Below are 15253 nucleotides of genomic sequence, written 5' to 3'. Positions count from 1 at the left end.
TTCACCCTTCTGCTTTCAATTCTAAAACAAGATCACGAAGCTCTGCTGCACGCTCAAAATCAAGCGCCTTTGCGGCATCCTTCATTTCTTGTTCCATGTTTTCGATAACCTTTTGCTTTTCTTTCTTCGTCATTTTACTAATTTCTTCTGCTTTTGTTTCATAACCTTCTTGATCCTCCGCTGCAACGGTCGCCCGAATTACATCACGCACGTCTTTTTTAATTGTCTGCGGAATAATGCCGTGCTGCTGATTGTAGGCCATTTGTTTTTCCCGGCGGCGGTAGGTCTCATCAATCGCGTGTTGCATCGAATCCGTCATCTTATCGGCATACATAATAACCAGACCATTCTCATTACGGGCCGCTCGTCCCATCGTTTGGATCAATGAACGTTCTGAGCGTAGGAAGCCTTCTTTATCGGCATCCAGAATGGTAACTAAGGATACCTCTGGAATATCTAAACCTTCCCGTAACAAGTTAATACCTACTAGCACATCATACTTGCCCACACGCAAATCACGAATGACTTCAATTCGTTCCAAGGTCTTAATCTCCGAGTGTAAGTAAGCCACCTTCAACCCGACTTCTTTTAAATAATCGGTTAAATCCTCTGACATTTTCTTGGTTAAGGTAGTGACTAGTACTCGTTCATTACGCTGGGTACGCTTATTAATCTCACCAATTAGATCATCCACCTGTCCGTCAATCGGTCGCACATCTACTTCCGGATCCAATAATCCTGTTGGCCGGATAATTTGTTCAATCATCTGTGGTGTGTGCTCTAGTTCATACGGCCCTGGCGTGGCAGACACGTATATTAATTGATTAGACTTCGATTCGAATTCCTGAAAAGTTAATGGCCGGTTATCCAAGGCGGACGGCAGACGAAAACCATGATCAACTAATACCTTTTTACGAGCCTGGTCTCCATTATACATACCACGAATCTGCGGTAAGGTAACATGGGACTCATCAATCACAATTAATGAATCATCTGGAAAATAATCAAGCAAGGTATATGGAGTAGAACCAGGTTCGCGTAAAGCCAAGTGCCGGGAATAGTTTTCGATACCGGAACAAAAGCCCATTTCCTCCATCATTTCCAGATCGTAATTGGTACGCTGCTCGATACGCTGTGCTTCCAATAGTTTATCCTCTTCGCGAAAACGGGCAAGCTGTTCATTCAATTCTTTTTTGATATTCTCCATCGCAATTTTTAATTTCTCTTCACGAGTAACGAAGTGGGAAGCTGGGAAGATCGCAATATGCTCACGATCCCCGATAATTTCTCCTGTTAAGGCATTCACTTCACGAATACGATCAATTTCATCACCAAAAAATTCCACACGGATACACTGCTCCTCCCTTGAAGCAGGGATAATCTCCACGGAATCTCCACGTACCCGAAAGGTACCACGCTGAAAGTCAATGTCATTACGTGCATATTGGATCGCAACTAATCCCCGTAGCAGTTCATCTCGATCCTTCTCCATACCTACTCTAAGAGACAGCACTTGACTGCGATATTCTTCTGGCGAACCTAAACCATATATACAAGACACACTGGCCACAATTAAGACATCATTACGTTCAAAAAGTGATGACGTAGCCGAGTGTCTGAGTTTATCTATTTCATCATTAATGCTGGCATCCTTTTCAATAAAGGTATCGGTCGAAGGTACATAGGCCTCTGGTTGATAATAATCATAGTAACTAACAAAATATTCGACGGCATTATCCGGAAAAAACTCCTTGAACTCACTATACAATTGACCTGCCAGCGTCTTATTATGGGCAATCACCAAGGTTGGGCGATTGACTTCCTTGACCACGTTACTAACAGTAAATGTCTTACCCGTACCGGTGGCTCCTAGCAACGTCTGGTGACGCTTTTTCTCTTCTAATCCCGTCACCAGCTCTTTAATCGCCCTTGGCTGATCGCCCTGTGGCTGGTATGGTGACTGTAGTGAAAAAGTATGCTGATCCATTCTGTCCCTCCGTTCTCTATCCTAGTAAATAGTATACACTACTTCTCAACAAAAAGCGAACAAATATTCGTTGATTATTGTATTTTTTATTTTCATGTTAGACGTTGATTCTCTCCATTATACCCAATTCCCTTTTATTGTGAAAAAGATAAGATTATTATTCCATTCAACGGCTATTACGTGGTCTGGATGAATGAACGAAAAACCCACATTAGCTGTGGGTTGTTTGATCATATTGATTGACCTCATATAAATCAATCAGCTCGATATCAGGGTGTTTATCAGTAAACCAGCGCAGGGCGAAATCATTTTTGAATAACACCAAAAAATCGCCTTCACGATCCTTCACTAACATATTTCGTTCATCAAATAAACTTGGGTCAACCTGTTCTGACCGAAGCCAACGTGGAATGCGGTCACCAATGGATTCTAGTAATACCTCCACGTTGTATTCATTTCTCATGCGGTGTTGGAATACATCATACTGCAATTGTCCAACAGCACCGATAATCATCGAGTCCATCGGATAACCGCGGAATAGTTGAATGGCCCCTTCTTGCACAAGCTGCTCGATCCCTTTTCTGAATTGTTTGGCCTTCATTACATTTTTTGCGGTAACACGTTGGAACATTTCAGGCGGAAACTGTGGCAGCTCATCATAGGACTCCTTCAATTTCCCTTCCAGAAGTGTATCACCAATACGATAAGAGCCTGGGTCATAAACGCCAATAATATCCCCGGCATAAGCCTCCTCCACGGTATCACGAGAAGAAGCAACAAATTGCTGCGTCTGTCCTAATCGAATCGACTTTCCGGTGCGGGCAAGTGTTACATTCATACCACGTTCAAACCTGCCGGAACAAACCCGTAAAAAGGCAATCCGATCACGGTGTTGTGGGTTCATATTCGCTTGAATCTTAAAAATAAACCCAGAAAAATCGGGATTGTCTGGACTAACTACAGCCTCCACCGTGCGACGAGGGCCTGGTGACGGTGCCATTTGAATAAAGGTATCAAAGAAGGTCTGCACACCAAATGGGGCCAACGCACTGCCGAAAAATACAGGTGTCTGATCCCCTGCTAATACACGTTCTAAAGAAAATTGATCCCCAGCTTCGTCCAATAACGCCAATTCTTCGACTGTCTCTTGATATGTCGGATCCTCAGACACGGCAAGTGAGCTAACCTCATCCATTGGAATATAGGATTCTTCCTCATTACCATTAAACTGGACAAACCGGTCATGATAGCGATCCAAAATGCCTAAGAACCGCTTGCCCATTCCTACCGGCCAATTCATCGGATAAGTTTCAATATTTAATACCTCTTCAATCTGATCCAATAGATCAAGCGGTTCCCTGCCTTCACGGTCCAATTTATTAATAAAGGTAAAAATCGGAATACCTCTCATTTTACAAACCTTAAACAGCTTAATCGTTTGCGCTTCGATCCCTTTTGTTGCGTCAATAATCATAACCACACTATCCACGGCAGTTAAGGTGCGGTAAGTGTCCTCACTGAAGTCTTCGTGACCAGGCGTATCCAAAATATTGACCTTATGCCCCTTATAATCAAAATTCATCACACTAGAGGTGACAGAGATACCACGTTGTTTCTCAATCTCCATCCAATCAGATGTGGCATACTTTCCTGTTTTCTTCCCTTTCACAGTCCCAGCTGAACGAATTAAGTTTCCAAATAACAGCAATTTTTCTGTCATCGTCGTTTTTCCAGCGTCAGGGTGAGAAATAATCGCAAAGGTTTTGCGTTTTTGCACTTGTTCCTGTAGCTCCATTCATTTACCTTCTTTCTATGTCACATTCCCTTTATAGAGGTTGCTCCAATCATGCATTGATTGGAACACTTACTTTAAATAGTTAAAATGATTTTCTGATAACCTTCTTTATTTTAACATTTATTTTTGAAAAAAACAGTAACAAGCTCGTGATTACTTGCAGAATCTGCTATAATGGAATGATGAATTCTTTTAATAAGGATGGGATCGTTTTGCAAAAGATCAACATGTCGAAACAATCAATTCGCGAACTCACCGGTGATCGCTTCTATCGGCGAGGGAAAAGCTATTTTGAAGATGGAAAGGTCTATGGTCTTTCCTATAATCCAGAAGCTAACTCCTGGCGCGGACTAGTCAAGGGGTCGAAGATTTACACGGTAAGAATTTATTTTAATAATGATTTACGTGCAGACGCCACCTGCAACTGTCCCGCCTTTGCTACACATGGTACGTGTAAGCATGTTGCGGCGGTTCTACTAGCCATCACGCAGCAGGATTCTTCCAATCGCAAACGGTTCGCAGTGGATCGAGGAACCTCCCCGCTGCCAACGCAAGAGACCGATTTATTTGCAAAACAATTGCTGCATAGCTTTCGATCTCCACAGGAAGCGAGTCAAGAATCCCATCAGGAGTCATTAATGGTAACAACGGAATATATCTTATGCCTCCATAAATCAAATAAAACAGGGCAACATGTCTTAAGTATGGAACTCAAGCTTGGACACAAACGGCCTTATGTCATTCGTGATATCCGAGAATTTATCAAGGCATTTCAAAAAAATCAGCCTTATAAAGTCAATCAGAGCTATACCTTTCAACCTAATACCGATTATTTTTCGATAAAAGATAAACAAATGCTGGAAATGTTAGTGGCTTGTTGGGAGCAAGAAAAGCTGTTAGGTACTAATTATGTCCTAAAGATGGAACAACCGCGCAGCATATTAATCCCGCCAAGTTTAACAGATCAGCTGTTACAACAGCTATCAGGGATGAACTACACCTTTCGCTCTGCGTCGAATAAAGAATATAGCGCCATTCAAGTGGAAAATATGAATGAACAATTACAATTTCACTTGGATTACCAGGCTTCCAAACGTTATACTCTGGAGATAACTGACCTATCTCATTACTTTTTTTTAGAAAGTTATTACTATGTGATTCATGATCAATATTTTTACAAAATCACCTACGAACAAAAACAAATCATGGATAAATTATTTCGGGTGATTCCTTTTTCAAATAAGGCAAAACAGACAATATCGGCGGATGAAATGAATGAGTTTGTCCAGAATGTCCTGCCACAGTTCGAACAAGTAGGAAATATCAAGCTGTCCGAACCAATGAAGGAACAAATCAATACGGAACCCTTGGAAACAAAGGTATATATCGATGAAGTGGAAGGTGCCTTAAAAGCTGTAGTGGAATTTCACTATGGTAGCGAGGTGTTCACCCCTTTTTCCGATAACCGATACTCTGGAAAAATTGTGAAACGGGATACCTATCGAGAAAATCAGGTTATTGAAACCATCCATGAGCAAGCCTTTATGGAAATGAATCAAACCTATTATCTGTTCAACGATGATGCGATTTTTCATTTTATTCATGATGGCGTGGAACAACTGGAACAGATCGCTACGATTTACTTGGCACAAAGTGTGAAACAAATGGCCAGTGGGTTAGACGATATCCAACTGCAATCATCGGTTGATTATCAATCGATCGAGGGCATGCTAGACATCTCTTTTAACATTGAAGGTATCTCTGACCAAGATGTTCAGCAGATTCTTCAAGCCTTAATCGAGAAAAAAAGGTATTATCGCATCCCGAACGGCACGCTTATCAATTTGGACAGGGAAGATTTCTCCTCCTTTCATCAATTACAGGAGGCCTTGCAATTAAGCAAAGGTCAATTGGAAGACGGAGAGGTGAAAGTACCTGCTGCCCGTACCTTTCAAGTAGAAGAAGCGCTAAATAAAACAGATCTCCGTTATAGTCAGGCGTTTCAAACGATGCTGGAAGAATTAAAACACCCTGAAAAGTTGCAATTTGCTTTACCAGACCAACTCCAGGCTGACATGCGGGATTACCAAGTAACGGGATATCAGTGGATGAAGGCACTCTCCCATTATCATTTAGGCGGCATTCTGGCCGATGATATGGGGCTGGGAAAAACCTTGCAAACGATTAGTTATATACTCTCTGAAGCTAGTCAAAGCAAGGGAAATTACCAGGCACTTGTCGTTGCCCCTGCCTCCTTATTATATAATTGGCAAAAGGAAATCGAGAAATTTGCGCCAAGTTTATCATCAGCGGTGATGATCGGCAATAAGCAAGAACGGGAACAATTATTAGAAACACTCACGGAGACAGATGTGATTATTACATCCTATCCGATCCTGCGCAAAGATTATTCCATGTACGAAGAGCACCTTTTTGATTGTATTATTTTGGACGAAGCGCAAGCGATTAAAAATCATTTAACACTTACCGCTAAATCGGTACGCGCCTTACAAGGCAAACAGTTTTTCGCCTTAAGTGGTACGCCGATTGAGAATGCATTAGATGAGCTATGGTCGATTTTTTATACGATTTCGCCTGGACTGTTTGGCAATAAGAAATCCTTTAGCAATATGCACCCTGATTATATCGCCAAAATCACCCGTCCCTTTATCTTACGAAGAATCAAACGGGAAGTATTAGATGAATTACCGGATAAAATCGAATCCGTGCAATACTCGGAGTTAACTAAAGAACAAAAAGAAGTCTACATTGGTTACCTACAGCGGATTCAGTCAGAACTGGATGAAACGATTGCCTCCAGCGGCTTTGAGCGAGGCAAGCTGCAAATCTTAGCCGGATTAACGAGGTTACGGCAAATTTGTTGTCACCCCAGCCTCTTTTTAGAAAACTACACAGGCAAATCTGGTAAGTTGGAACAATTAGTCAGCCTGACTGACGAGCTGGAAGCAAACGGAAAAAGGACCTTGATTTTTTCCCAATTTTCCAGCATGCTGTCCATGATTCGTGACACCTTAACAGCCAATGGAAAGGATGTCTTCTATCTAGATGGCTCTACTCCTTCCTCTCAACGCTTGGAAATGGTCGAGGCATTTAACAGCGGCGAACGTGGTTTCTTTTTGATCTCCTTAAAGGCTGGGGGAACTGGATTGAATCTAACCGGTGCAGACACCGTAATCTTATATGATCTATGGTGGAACCCTGCCGTTGAAGAGCAAGCAGCTGGAAGGGCCCATCGAATTGGACAAAAAAATGTCGTGCAGGTTATTCGTTTTATTACAGAAGGAACGATTGAGGAGAAAATTTATCAACTCCAGCACAAAAAAAGAGAGCTGGTTGATCAAATTATTCAGCCTGGTGAAACCTTGTTATCTAAATTATCAGAGGAAGAGATTCGCGAGCTATTACAGTTTAACGAAAAACAGGAGAGCCTTTAATCGGGCCCTCCTGTTTTTTCATTGGGAAACAAATAAAATCCCTAATTTATAGTGATCTCCATCATATAAAGCTCGCTGCGCAAAACGAATTTCCCCATCTAAATCCTTAATACTAAGCTTACAGTAAGCACGGTTTTGATTGATGACCTGATAAAATTCATCTTCTGTGCTGACATTTTGATCATTCACTTTAATAATCTGTTCCCCCGGTACTAAACCTAAATCAACAGCTGGTGTGTCCGCTAAGATGCCCAGCACAAGCAAATGCTGTTCATGGGGTTGGAAATACATACGTTGTTTCTTCTCTTGTCTGCGGAGGAAATAGTAAATAACCTCTTTTCCAAACAAGGCTACCGCTAAAGCAATATAGCCGACCCAGTCAATATAATAACTGCCAGCAGAGAGCAGAAGCACGACTAAAGCTAACCAAAGATGGCGATTGCCCAGCCACTTACCAGCCGTTTGAGGTAAGCTTGTCTTCACCACATATTCAAAACCCAATAAATAAGGAACCAGAATCAGGGCATAAGACTGTTCACCAATGGGAATCAACGGCCACCAATCGGCAAATGGTTCGATCCACCCTCCAGGTAAAAGCGTCAGAATCGGAATAAGGGTTATTTTTTTGATACGATGCTGTCCTATCCTTTTACCTCTGACACTTTTTATGTATTCAGGAAAACTGTCTTCACTCCTAATCCTCCATAAATGACAAGCTTCTATTAATAATAATAAGCCGATCAAGAACGGGAGAAAAAACACATCTATCTCTTGGGCATATTCCATGATAAATGCTGGCAGATAAGGCTCTCCATACATTTGAATAACAATTAGCAACAAGGAGGCAATCGTTAAAGCATATCCCGCCGACAGCCAGCTGAATCTTCCAGCAAGGCCAACCAGTAACATCACTGCTCCAACGAGAAGCGCAAACGGCACGGTAAAAATGAAGCCGCTTAGAATCGCCAGAATAGACAATAATAAACCAGCGATCAAGGAGATTGACCAAGTATGTCTTGTTTCATAAAAAAAGGGAGAAACCCTAGCACCTGTCGTTTTTCTATCTTTTTTCATTCGCAGGTATCCACTTAACCAAATCAATAGAAAAAATAAATAGATAAACGGCTGTATAAAAGCACGACCAATTGTTAAGCCAATCTCTGTCAACCATTCCACCTTAAACAATCCCTTCTGACTATGTTCATTTTGTATGATGACGCTTCATTACGTTTTAATAGCTTATTAGTTTGCAAGATAATCTATTCATACTTTACTATTAATTGCGGTGAAACGCAAATGTGGCTTTCCATTATTTGAATTCCCTAGTGAAAAGTTTGTTTGTTTTGCTATGCCTGACGAGTACTTCAAGGAGAGGCAGCACCAGGAAATAGGATTTCTTACGGACTAGAGAGAGCGAATCTCCGTCCTCTGTCCATAAGCTTAAAAGTTAACAAACAAAAAGGAAGAGAATGAATCCCCTCCCTTTTATTCAATGAGCCTTATTGCGTAACTGCTTCTAATGCCTTTTCCAGTTGCAGGTCGTCTTCCCCATCTCTTACATGTTCAATGATCTCGGTCTGTAACACTTCTGCTGTCTCTTCATTGATTTCTCCGTTGGCAGATAGATCATGGTCGGACTGGAATGATTCCACAGCCTGTTGCGTCTCCTCATTAAAATAACCATCTGTTCGTCCAGGGGAATAGCCTAAGCCATCCAACATGGTTTGCGCATTGGCAATTTTACTATCACTTTGATCAAAGCTTAGCGGTTGATCAATTTGAATCGGACTTGTGTAATAATAATCAGGCATTTTTTGTTCAATGGTTGGCTCTACACCTACTTCATTGATAGAATTACCATCCGGTGTTAACCATTTAAGTGTGGTGATTTTTATCGTACTGCCATCCCCCATCGAAACCGTCTGTTGCACCGTTCCTTTTCCAAAGGATGTTTCTCCTACGATATCATAGCCTTGTGTTTCATTTAGCGCACTTGCCAATATCTCAGAAGCCGAAGCACTTCCCTCATTAATTAAGGTGACAATCGGGTAATCCTTGACCTCATCCGTATCGGAGAAATATCTGGTTTTCTTACCAGTCGGATCCTCTGTCTGCATATAAGGCTTGTCTTCAGGGATAAACTGCTTCAATATATCCTGTACGGCAGGCAGTAAACCACCTGGATTACCACGCACATCGATCACAAGCCCTTCAATGCCTTGATCTTCTAAATTGGTCAACTCCTGTTCGATATCAGCGGCAGTATCTTCCGCAAAAGAGGTTAACTGTAACACACCGATCAATTTACCATCCACTTCTTCTGTCTCTGAATATACCGTTTCAATCGGGATGGAATCCCTGGTTATCTCTACCTCCAAGGTTTCTTCTACGCCTGGACGTTGGATATCTAAGACTACTTCCGTTCCTTTTTCTCCGCGGATCTTATTAACCGCTTCATATAAATCAAGACCTTCTATACTTTCGCCGTCCACCGCTAGAATTTGATCATTTGGCCTTAAGCCCTCTTTTTCCGCAGGTGTATCCTTGATTGGAGCAATAATGGTGACCTTACCATTCTGCATAGATACCTCTGTGCCGATACCTTCAAAGGACGATTCAATCTGCTCATTAAATTGCTCCATGGTTTCTTGATCCATATAAACACTATGTGGATCATCCAGTGATTCAAGCATTCCTTGAATCGCCCCTTCAATCAATTGGTCATCCTCTGCACCTTCCACATAATTTTGCTTAATAACAGAAAATGCATTAGCCACCTTTTCCATTTCGCCAGAACTGACTTCCTCGCCTTGCTGCGCGCCTAAGGATAAGCCGCTATCTGAGCCTGCCACACTGCCTTGATTGTTTTCCGTCAACAAGCCACTGCTAAATACCGATATACCAGCAAAAGTAATGACGGCTCCCAAGCAAGCAGATAAAACCATTATTAAAACAAATTTTTTCTTGTTCATATTCATTGCTCCACCTCGTTATATTAGAAAATGAGGCCGTTGTCCACACTTCCTTTTTATTACTTTTATCTCTATTATAAATCTACGCCTCTACTTCTATATTATGAAGGTTTAAAAAAGACATCACAAGTATTTTGTGATGTCTTTTTATGTAAATGTCAGTTACGAATCACTATTAGTTAAGGTATTGCATTGGATCAACTGGGTTTTTATAACCGCCTGGATGGATTTCAAAGTGTAAATGTACACCCGTTGAACCACCAGTATTCCCCATAACTGCAATGTTTTGCCCTTGGCTGACCGATTGTCCGTTTGAAACGTTTATGCTTGCCAAGTGTCCATATAAGGTGGAATAGGCCTTGCCATCAATATAGTGTGTAATCATAATCGTGTTTCCATAACCACTCATCCAACCTGCAAAGGAGACTGTACCACTTGCCGCTGCCTTAATCGACAATCCAGCTGAAGAGGTGAAGTCTGTACCATTGTGTGGTTTTACCACTCCATGAATAGGATGTAGTCGATTAGGATCAAAAGGTGAAGAAATCGATCCATTTGTCGGACGAATAAAACCACTGCTGCTTACTGATTGAGTCGCAGTTTGTGTCGTTGATGGTGTAGATGGTTCTTCCTCATCACCATCGTCGCTACCACCGCTAGTGCTTTGATCACTTCCACTGCTTTGATCGCTACTTGATTCACTCGCTTTTTTTTCTTCCGCAGCCTTACGTTCCGCTTCTTTTCTTTCTCTTTCTTTACGCTCTGCTTCTTCTTTTGCTTGTTGCTCGAGACGTTGTTTTTCTGATTCTGCATCAGCCATTGCCTGTTCAATTGCTGCTGCCTGTGCATTGATTAATTGCTGTTCCTCTTCCTGTGTTAATTGTTCTTCTTGTAAACTTTCTTCTTCTACTTCAAGATCACCCATGATCGCTTCTTTTTCGGACACCTGATCATTTAAAGTAGATTGGATACCTTCTAGCTCTTCTTCTTGAGAAAGCAGCTGTCCTTTCTCATCCTCTAGGGCACTTTTGCTTTCCTCTAAAGAAGCTTGCTTGTCTTCTAATGATTGTTTATTCTCTTCGACCGCTTGTTTATTTGCCTCAACTTTGGTTTTGTTTTCTTCTAACTTCTTCTTGTCCGCTTCTTGCTCTTCCATAATTTTCTTATCGGAATCCATTATCTTATTCACAGCCGTGGCACGGTTGATGAAATCACCAAAGTCCTTTGCACCAAGCAATACTTCCAAATAATTGGTGTTCCCGCCATTTTGCTGCATGGATCGTAATCTTTCTTTTAATAATTTCTCACGCGAAGCAATTTTTTCTTCTAACTCCACAATCTCTTCTTCTAATTGTTTAATTTCTTCTTCTAAACGTTCAATTTCTTCTTTCACTTGTGCAATTTCATCTTCTGTTGCTGTAATATCTGCCTCTGTATCAGCGATCTTGCCATTTGTTTCAGAAACCTCTGCCTGTTTTGCTTCTAGTTCCGCTTGCGTCTCTTCGAGGTCAGCATTAATATTGTCAAGTTCACTTTCTGTTGATGATTGCTTCGATTGATTTTCGGAAATTTTTTCTTCTGTTTGTTGTTTTTCTTGTTGTGTTTCGTTCGACTTTTGATTTAATTCCTCTTGCTCTCGTTGCAATGAGTCAATTTCCTGCTGTACGTCTTCTGATGATTCAGCAGAGACGGTTTGGAAAGTAAAAAAACCAGTAAGTAGTACAGTCATTCCCATTGTCAGCATTCTTTTTCGCATAAATCACGATTCCCCTCTCGTCGATCTTTTCTGTGTCTATACTTTTAAAAACTTCCGAACACTCATCAAGCTTCCCCACACACCAATGATGGCACCAATTGCTAGAATAATACCGGCAACTTGGAAGGCAAATGGATAAAATGAGAGTATCTTTATAAAATTAAATTCTTGGAAAACAACGATATTTTGGGTCAAATAATAGTACCCCCCAAGAATGATCCCTATCGGAATAAGACTTCCCAGGACTCCTAACAATAATCCTTCTACAAAGAATGGAAGGCGAATAAAGTTATTGGTTGCACCTACCAATTTCATAATTCCTATCTCTTTCTTTCTAGCCATAATGGTTATTTTGATCGTGTTAGATATCAAGAAAATAGCCGTAAACACCAATGCGACAATTAATACCAAACCTATATTTCTAGCATAATTATTGAATTCAAACAGTGTATCCACATATTCTTGACCGTAATTAACACTATCGACAAAATCAATTTCTTCAATTTCTTCTGCTATTCTCTCTGTTTCTTGCGGATCTGTCGCACTGACGACAAAGGCATCATTCAATGGGTTATCTTGTTCATACAATCCCCATGCCTGACCTTGCTCACCGAAACTTTCTATTAAACTATCTAATTCTTCTTCTCTGGAAAGAAATTCTACACTCTCAATCCCCGAAATTTGGTCAATTCCTTCCTCTATTTCATCAATATCTTCCTCTTCTGTCGTTAACTCCACTAATGCCTTGATCTGCACATCTTCTTCCAGTTCGTCGGCAATGTGGTTTAAGTTCAGCATTAATACTAAAAATACGCCTACTAGTATCAGGGTTGTTGTAACCGCCCCTACCGAAGCTATTGTCATCCAGCCATTACGCCAAGTATTCTTGGCTCCTTCTTTTAGGTGTCGCTTTAACGTACTAAATTTCATATCCATACTCTCCTCGATGCTCGTCACGGACAATGACGCCATCTTCTATTGCAATGACTCGCTTTTTCACCGCATTTACGATTTCTTTACTGTGTGTGGCCATTAACACGGTCGTGCCACTTGCATTTATTTCTTCCAAAATACGCATAATTTCCCAAGATGTCTCAGGATCGAGATTTCCAGTTGGCTCATCCGCAATTAATAAAGAAGGACGATTAACAACAGCCCGTGCGATGGTCACCCGCTGCTGTTCCCCACCAGACAATTCATCTGGAATAAAGCGCGCCTTATTTTTCAATCCTACTTGCTCTAAGACGTCCATCACTCGTTTACGAATACTACGTGGCGACTCTTCTATCACCTCTAGGGCAAATGCAATATTTTCATAAACCGTCATCCTTGGCAGTAATCGAAAATCTTGGAATACAACCCCTACATTTCTTCTGAAATAAGGGACTTCTTTCCATTTTAAACTCGAGGTATCGGTATGGTTGATGGTCACCTTACCCTTATCGGGTACTTCTTCGCGGAATAACATCTTTGTAAATGTAGATTTTCCGGCACCACTCGGACCAACGATATAAACAAATTCCCCTTGTTTAATCTTCACGTTGATTCCATTCAGAGCAATGACCCCGTTTGGATATGTCATATGGACATCTTTCATTTCTATCATATATATATCACCTTTGTTTGTAATAGATTTATAAAGCTAGTGTCATAATATGTAAAATATCGACAGAATCCCCTCACACTTTTTACATTATAACATTAATTACACCTTTTTTTGACGAAAATTATATTACAATTTCATTTCAAATGTTTGATTTTGTAATAATCGGGTAAAGGGGGATAAGTCATTAGCACGTTTTTTGCTAACTAAAACTCGCGTGTCGCAGGAAGGAGTTTTTTGACAAATGCTCCGCCTATCACTCCAGCATATTAACACCTTCGTGATTCCTAAGCAAGCATATTTCGTCAAAATAATTCATTATAATCAGAAGGAATAAACATTGGAGCATATAAAAAAAAATAAGTGGTGCATCGAGGATTTCTTTAGAAAAATGTGGACACGGCTTTTAAAGTGGAGTGGTTATTATTCACTATACTTCAGTGAATCCTTAACTCTCATATATTATGCGGTTTATACATGTCTTGCTTTGGAGAGATGTGCTCTAGGGGTATAACAAAAGCGGCAGTAACCTGAATTCAGATCATGTTACTTGCCGCTTTTATATTATTCTTATTTATTCATAGAAATGCGTAAATAGGCATCAATAAAATGATCGAGCTCGCCATCCATCACAGCTTGGGTGTTACCTGTTTCGTGGTCAGTGCGATGATCCTTCACCATCGAGTACGGATGAAATACATACGAGCGAATCTGACTTCCCCAGCCAATTTCTTTTTGTTCGCCGCGGAGAGCTTCCTTTTCTTGCCTCTGTTTCTCCATTTCCAGTTGGTATAGCTTTGCCTTTAACATCTTTAGTGCTTGTTCCCTGTTTTTGATTTGGGACCGTTCTGACTGGCAGGTGACCACCGTGTTCGTAGGGAGGTGCGTCATACGGACGGCTGAATCGGTCGTATTGACATGCTGTCCACCCGCTCCACTAGAACGATACGTATCCACCTTAATATCTTCAGGATTAATATCCACATCAATATCATCATCTAATTCTGGTGTCACATCGCAAGAAACAAACGAGGTATGGCGCCGTCCAGAAGAATCAAAAGGGGAAATTCGAACCAAACGATGTACTCCTTTTTCTGCCTTTAGATAACCATAGGCATTATGACCTTTAATTAATAAGGTTACACTTTTTATACCAGCTTCATCACCAGGTAAATAATCCAATGTTTCTACCTTAAACCCTTTTGCTTCTGCCCATCTGGTATACATTCTCAACAGCATACTAGCCCAATCCTGTGATTCCGTACCTCCAGCACCTGGGTGGAGTTCTAACATGGCATTGTTTTTGTCATATGGTTCGCTCAAGAGTATAAACAATTCAAATCGATTTAATGCCTCACCCAGCGCTTGCACATCCTGCTCGAGATCATTTCGTAAATCCTCATCATTCTCTTCTTTAACCAACTCATAAGAAACCTCTGCATTCTCCAAGGATTCTTCATTTTCATCAAAACTCTCGACTAATTCTTTTAGGCCATTGGATTCGGCAATTAATTTCTGGGCACGTTGCTGATCATCCCAGAAATTGGGGTCTGTCATTTCCTCGTCTAATTCAGCGATTCGAGCTCTCTTTGCTTCTAAGTCAAAGAGACCCCCTGAAGTCCGCTAAACGATTAGCCATTTTGTTTAATTGCTGTTTTACTTCTACTAATTCCATTATTCCACCT

Annotated in this window: 9 protein-coding genes; 1 reads left to right on the top strand and 8 read right to left on the bottom strand. The window is 41.0% G+C overall.

The genetic code is table 11. From position 1 onward, the window contains the following. Window position 1 precedes the first annotated feature (1 nt). Both uvrB and E0E32_RS10175 read right to left on the bottom strand, forming a co-directional pair. On the bottom strand, window positions 2-1987 hold the full coding sequence (uvrB, locus tag E0E32_RS10180; RefSeq protein ID WP_066192360.1) for an excinuclease ABC subunit UvrB: 1986 nt from the start codon (window positions 1985-1987) through the stop codon (window positions 2-4). A gap of 211 nt (window positions 1988-2198) precedes the next feature. Further along, window positions 2199-3782: a peptide chain release factor 3 gene (locus tag E0E32_RS10175; protein WP_066192358.1), complete on the bottom strand. Its 1584-nt coding sequence runs from the start codon at window positions 3780-3782 to the stop codon at window positions 2199-2201. Window positions 3783-4009: 227 nt separating this feature from the next. Here E0E32_RS10175 and E0E32_RS10170 point away from each other — a divergent pair, with 227 nt between their 5' ends. Then, on the top strand, window positions 4010-7237 hold the full coding sequence (locus E0E32_RS10170; RefSeq protein ID WP_286171864.1) for a DEAD/DEAH box helicase: 3228 nt from the start codon (window positions 4010-4012) through the stop codon (window positions 7235-7237). 18 nt (window positions 7238-7255) lie between these two features. Here E0E32_RS10170 and E0E32_RS10165 read toward each other — a convergent pair whose 3' ends face one another. The 6 genes from E0E32_RS10165 to prfB all read right to left on the bottom strand — a co-directional run bounded on the left by E0E32_RS10165 (window position 7256) and on the right by prfB (window position 15243). After that, window positions 7256-8404 carry a PDZ domain-containing protein gene (locus E0E32_RS10165; protein ID WP_066192354.1) on the bottom strand — a complete coding sequence of 383 codons (1149 nt, stop codon included), beginning with the start codon at window positions 8402-8404 and terminating at the stop codon, window positions 7256-7258. Window positions 8405-8736: 332 nt separating this feature from the next. Next, window positions 8737-10215, bottom strand: a complete 1479-nt coding sequence (locus E0E32_RS10160) for a S41 family peptidase (RefSeq protein WP_130859717.1) — start codon at window positions 10213-10215, stop codon at window positions 8737-8739. Window positions 10216-10384: 169 nt separating this feature from the next. Continuing rightward, window positions 10385-11965, bottom strand: coding sequence for a murein hydrolase activator EnvC family protein (locus E0E32_RS10155; protein ID WP_130859716.1), 1581 nt, complete (start codon window positions 11963-11965; stop codon window positions 10385-10387). A gap of 36 nt (window positions 11966-12001) precedes the next feature. After that, complete coding sequence (ftsX, locus tag E0E32_RS10150) at window positions 12002-12895, bottom strand: permease-like cell division protein FtsX (RefSeq protein WP_066192349.1); 894 nt, start codon at window positions 12893-12895, stop codon at window positions 12002-12004. After that, window positions 12885-13571, bottom strand: coding sequence for a cell division ATP-binding protein FtsE (gene ftsE, locus E0E32_RS10145; RefSeq protein WP_066192348.1), 687 nt, complete (start codon window positions 13569-13571; stop codon window positions 12885-12887). The genes ftsX and ftsE overlap by 11 nt, the downstream gene beginning before the upstream one ends. Before the next feature lie 567 nt (window positions 13572-14138). Further along, window positions 14139-15243, bottom strand: a protein-coding gene (gene prfB, locus E0E32_RS10140; protein ID WP_130859715.1) for a peptide chain release factor 2 whose coding sequence is annotated in 2 segments (ribosomal slippage) — window positions 14139-15170 and window positions 15172-15243 — 1104 coding nt in all. Because the reading frame shifts where the segments join, the coding sequence is not laid out codon by codon here. Between the last annotated feature and the right edge of the window lie 10 nt (window positions 15244-15253).

It is taken from the genome of Gracilibacillus phocaeensis, from assembly GCF_900626275.1.
Classification (GTDB): domain Bacteria; phylum Bacillota; class Bacilli; order Bacillales; family Amphibacillaceae; genus Gracilibacillus; species Gracilibacillus timonensis.
This window is presented reverse-complemented; position numbering and strand designations above follow the sequence as displayed.

Bases quoted from the DNA above. Each gene is read 5' to 3' on its own strand.
- uvrB (WP_066192360.1), bottom strand. From the start codon at position 1,987: ATGGATCAGCATACTTTTTCACTACAGTCACCATACCAGCCACAGGGC.
- E0E32_RS10175 (WP_066192358.1), bottom strand. From the start codon at position 3,782: ATGGAGCTACAGGAACAAGTGCAAAAACGCAAAACCTTTGCGATTATT.
- E0E32_RS10170 (WP_286171864.1), top strand. From the start codon at position 4,010: ATGTCGAAACAATCAATTCGCGAACTCACCGGTGATCGCTTCTATCGG.
- E0E32_RS10160 (WP_130859717.1), bottom strand. From the start codon at position 10,215: ATGAATATGAACAAGAAAAAATTTGTTTTAATAATGGTTTTATCTGCT.
- E0E32_RS10155 (WP_130859716.1), bottom strand. From the start codon at position 11,965: ATGCGAAAAAGAATGCTGACAATGGGAATGACTGTACTACTTACTGGT.
- ftsX (WP_066192349.1), bottom strand. From the start codon at position 12,895: ATGAAATTTAGTACGTTAAAGCGACACCTAAAAGAAGGAGCCAAGAAT.
- ftsE (WP_066192348.1), bottom strand. From the start codon at position 13,571: ATGATAGAAATGAAAGATGTCCATATGACATATCCAAACGGGGTCATT.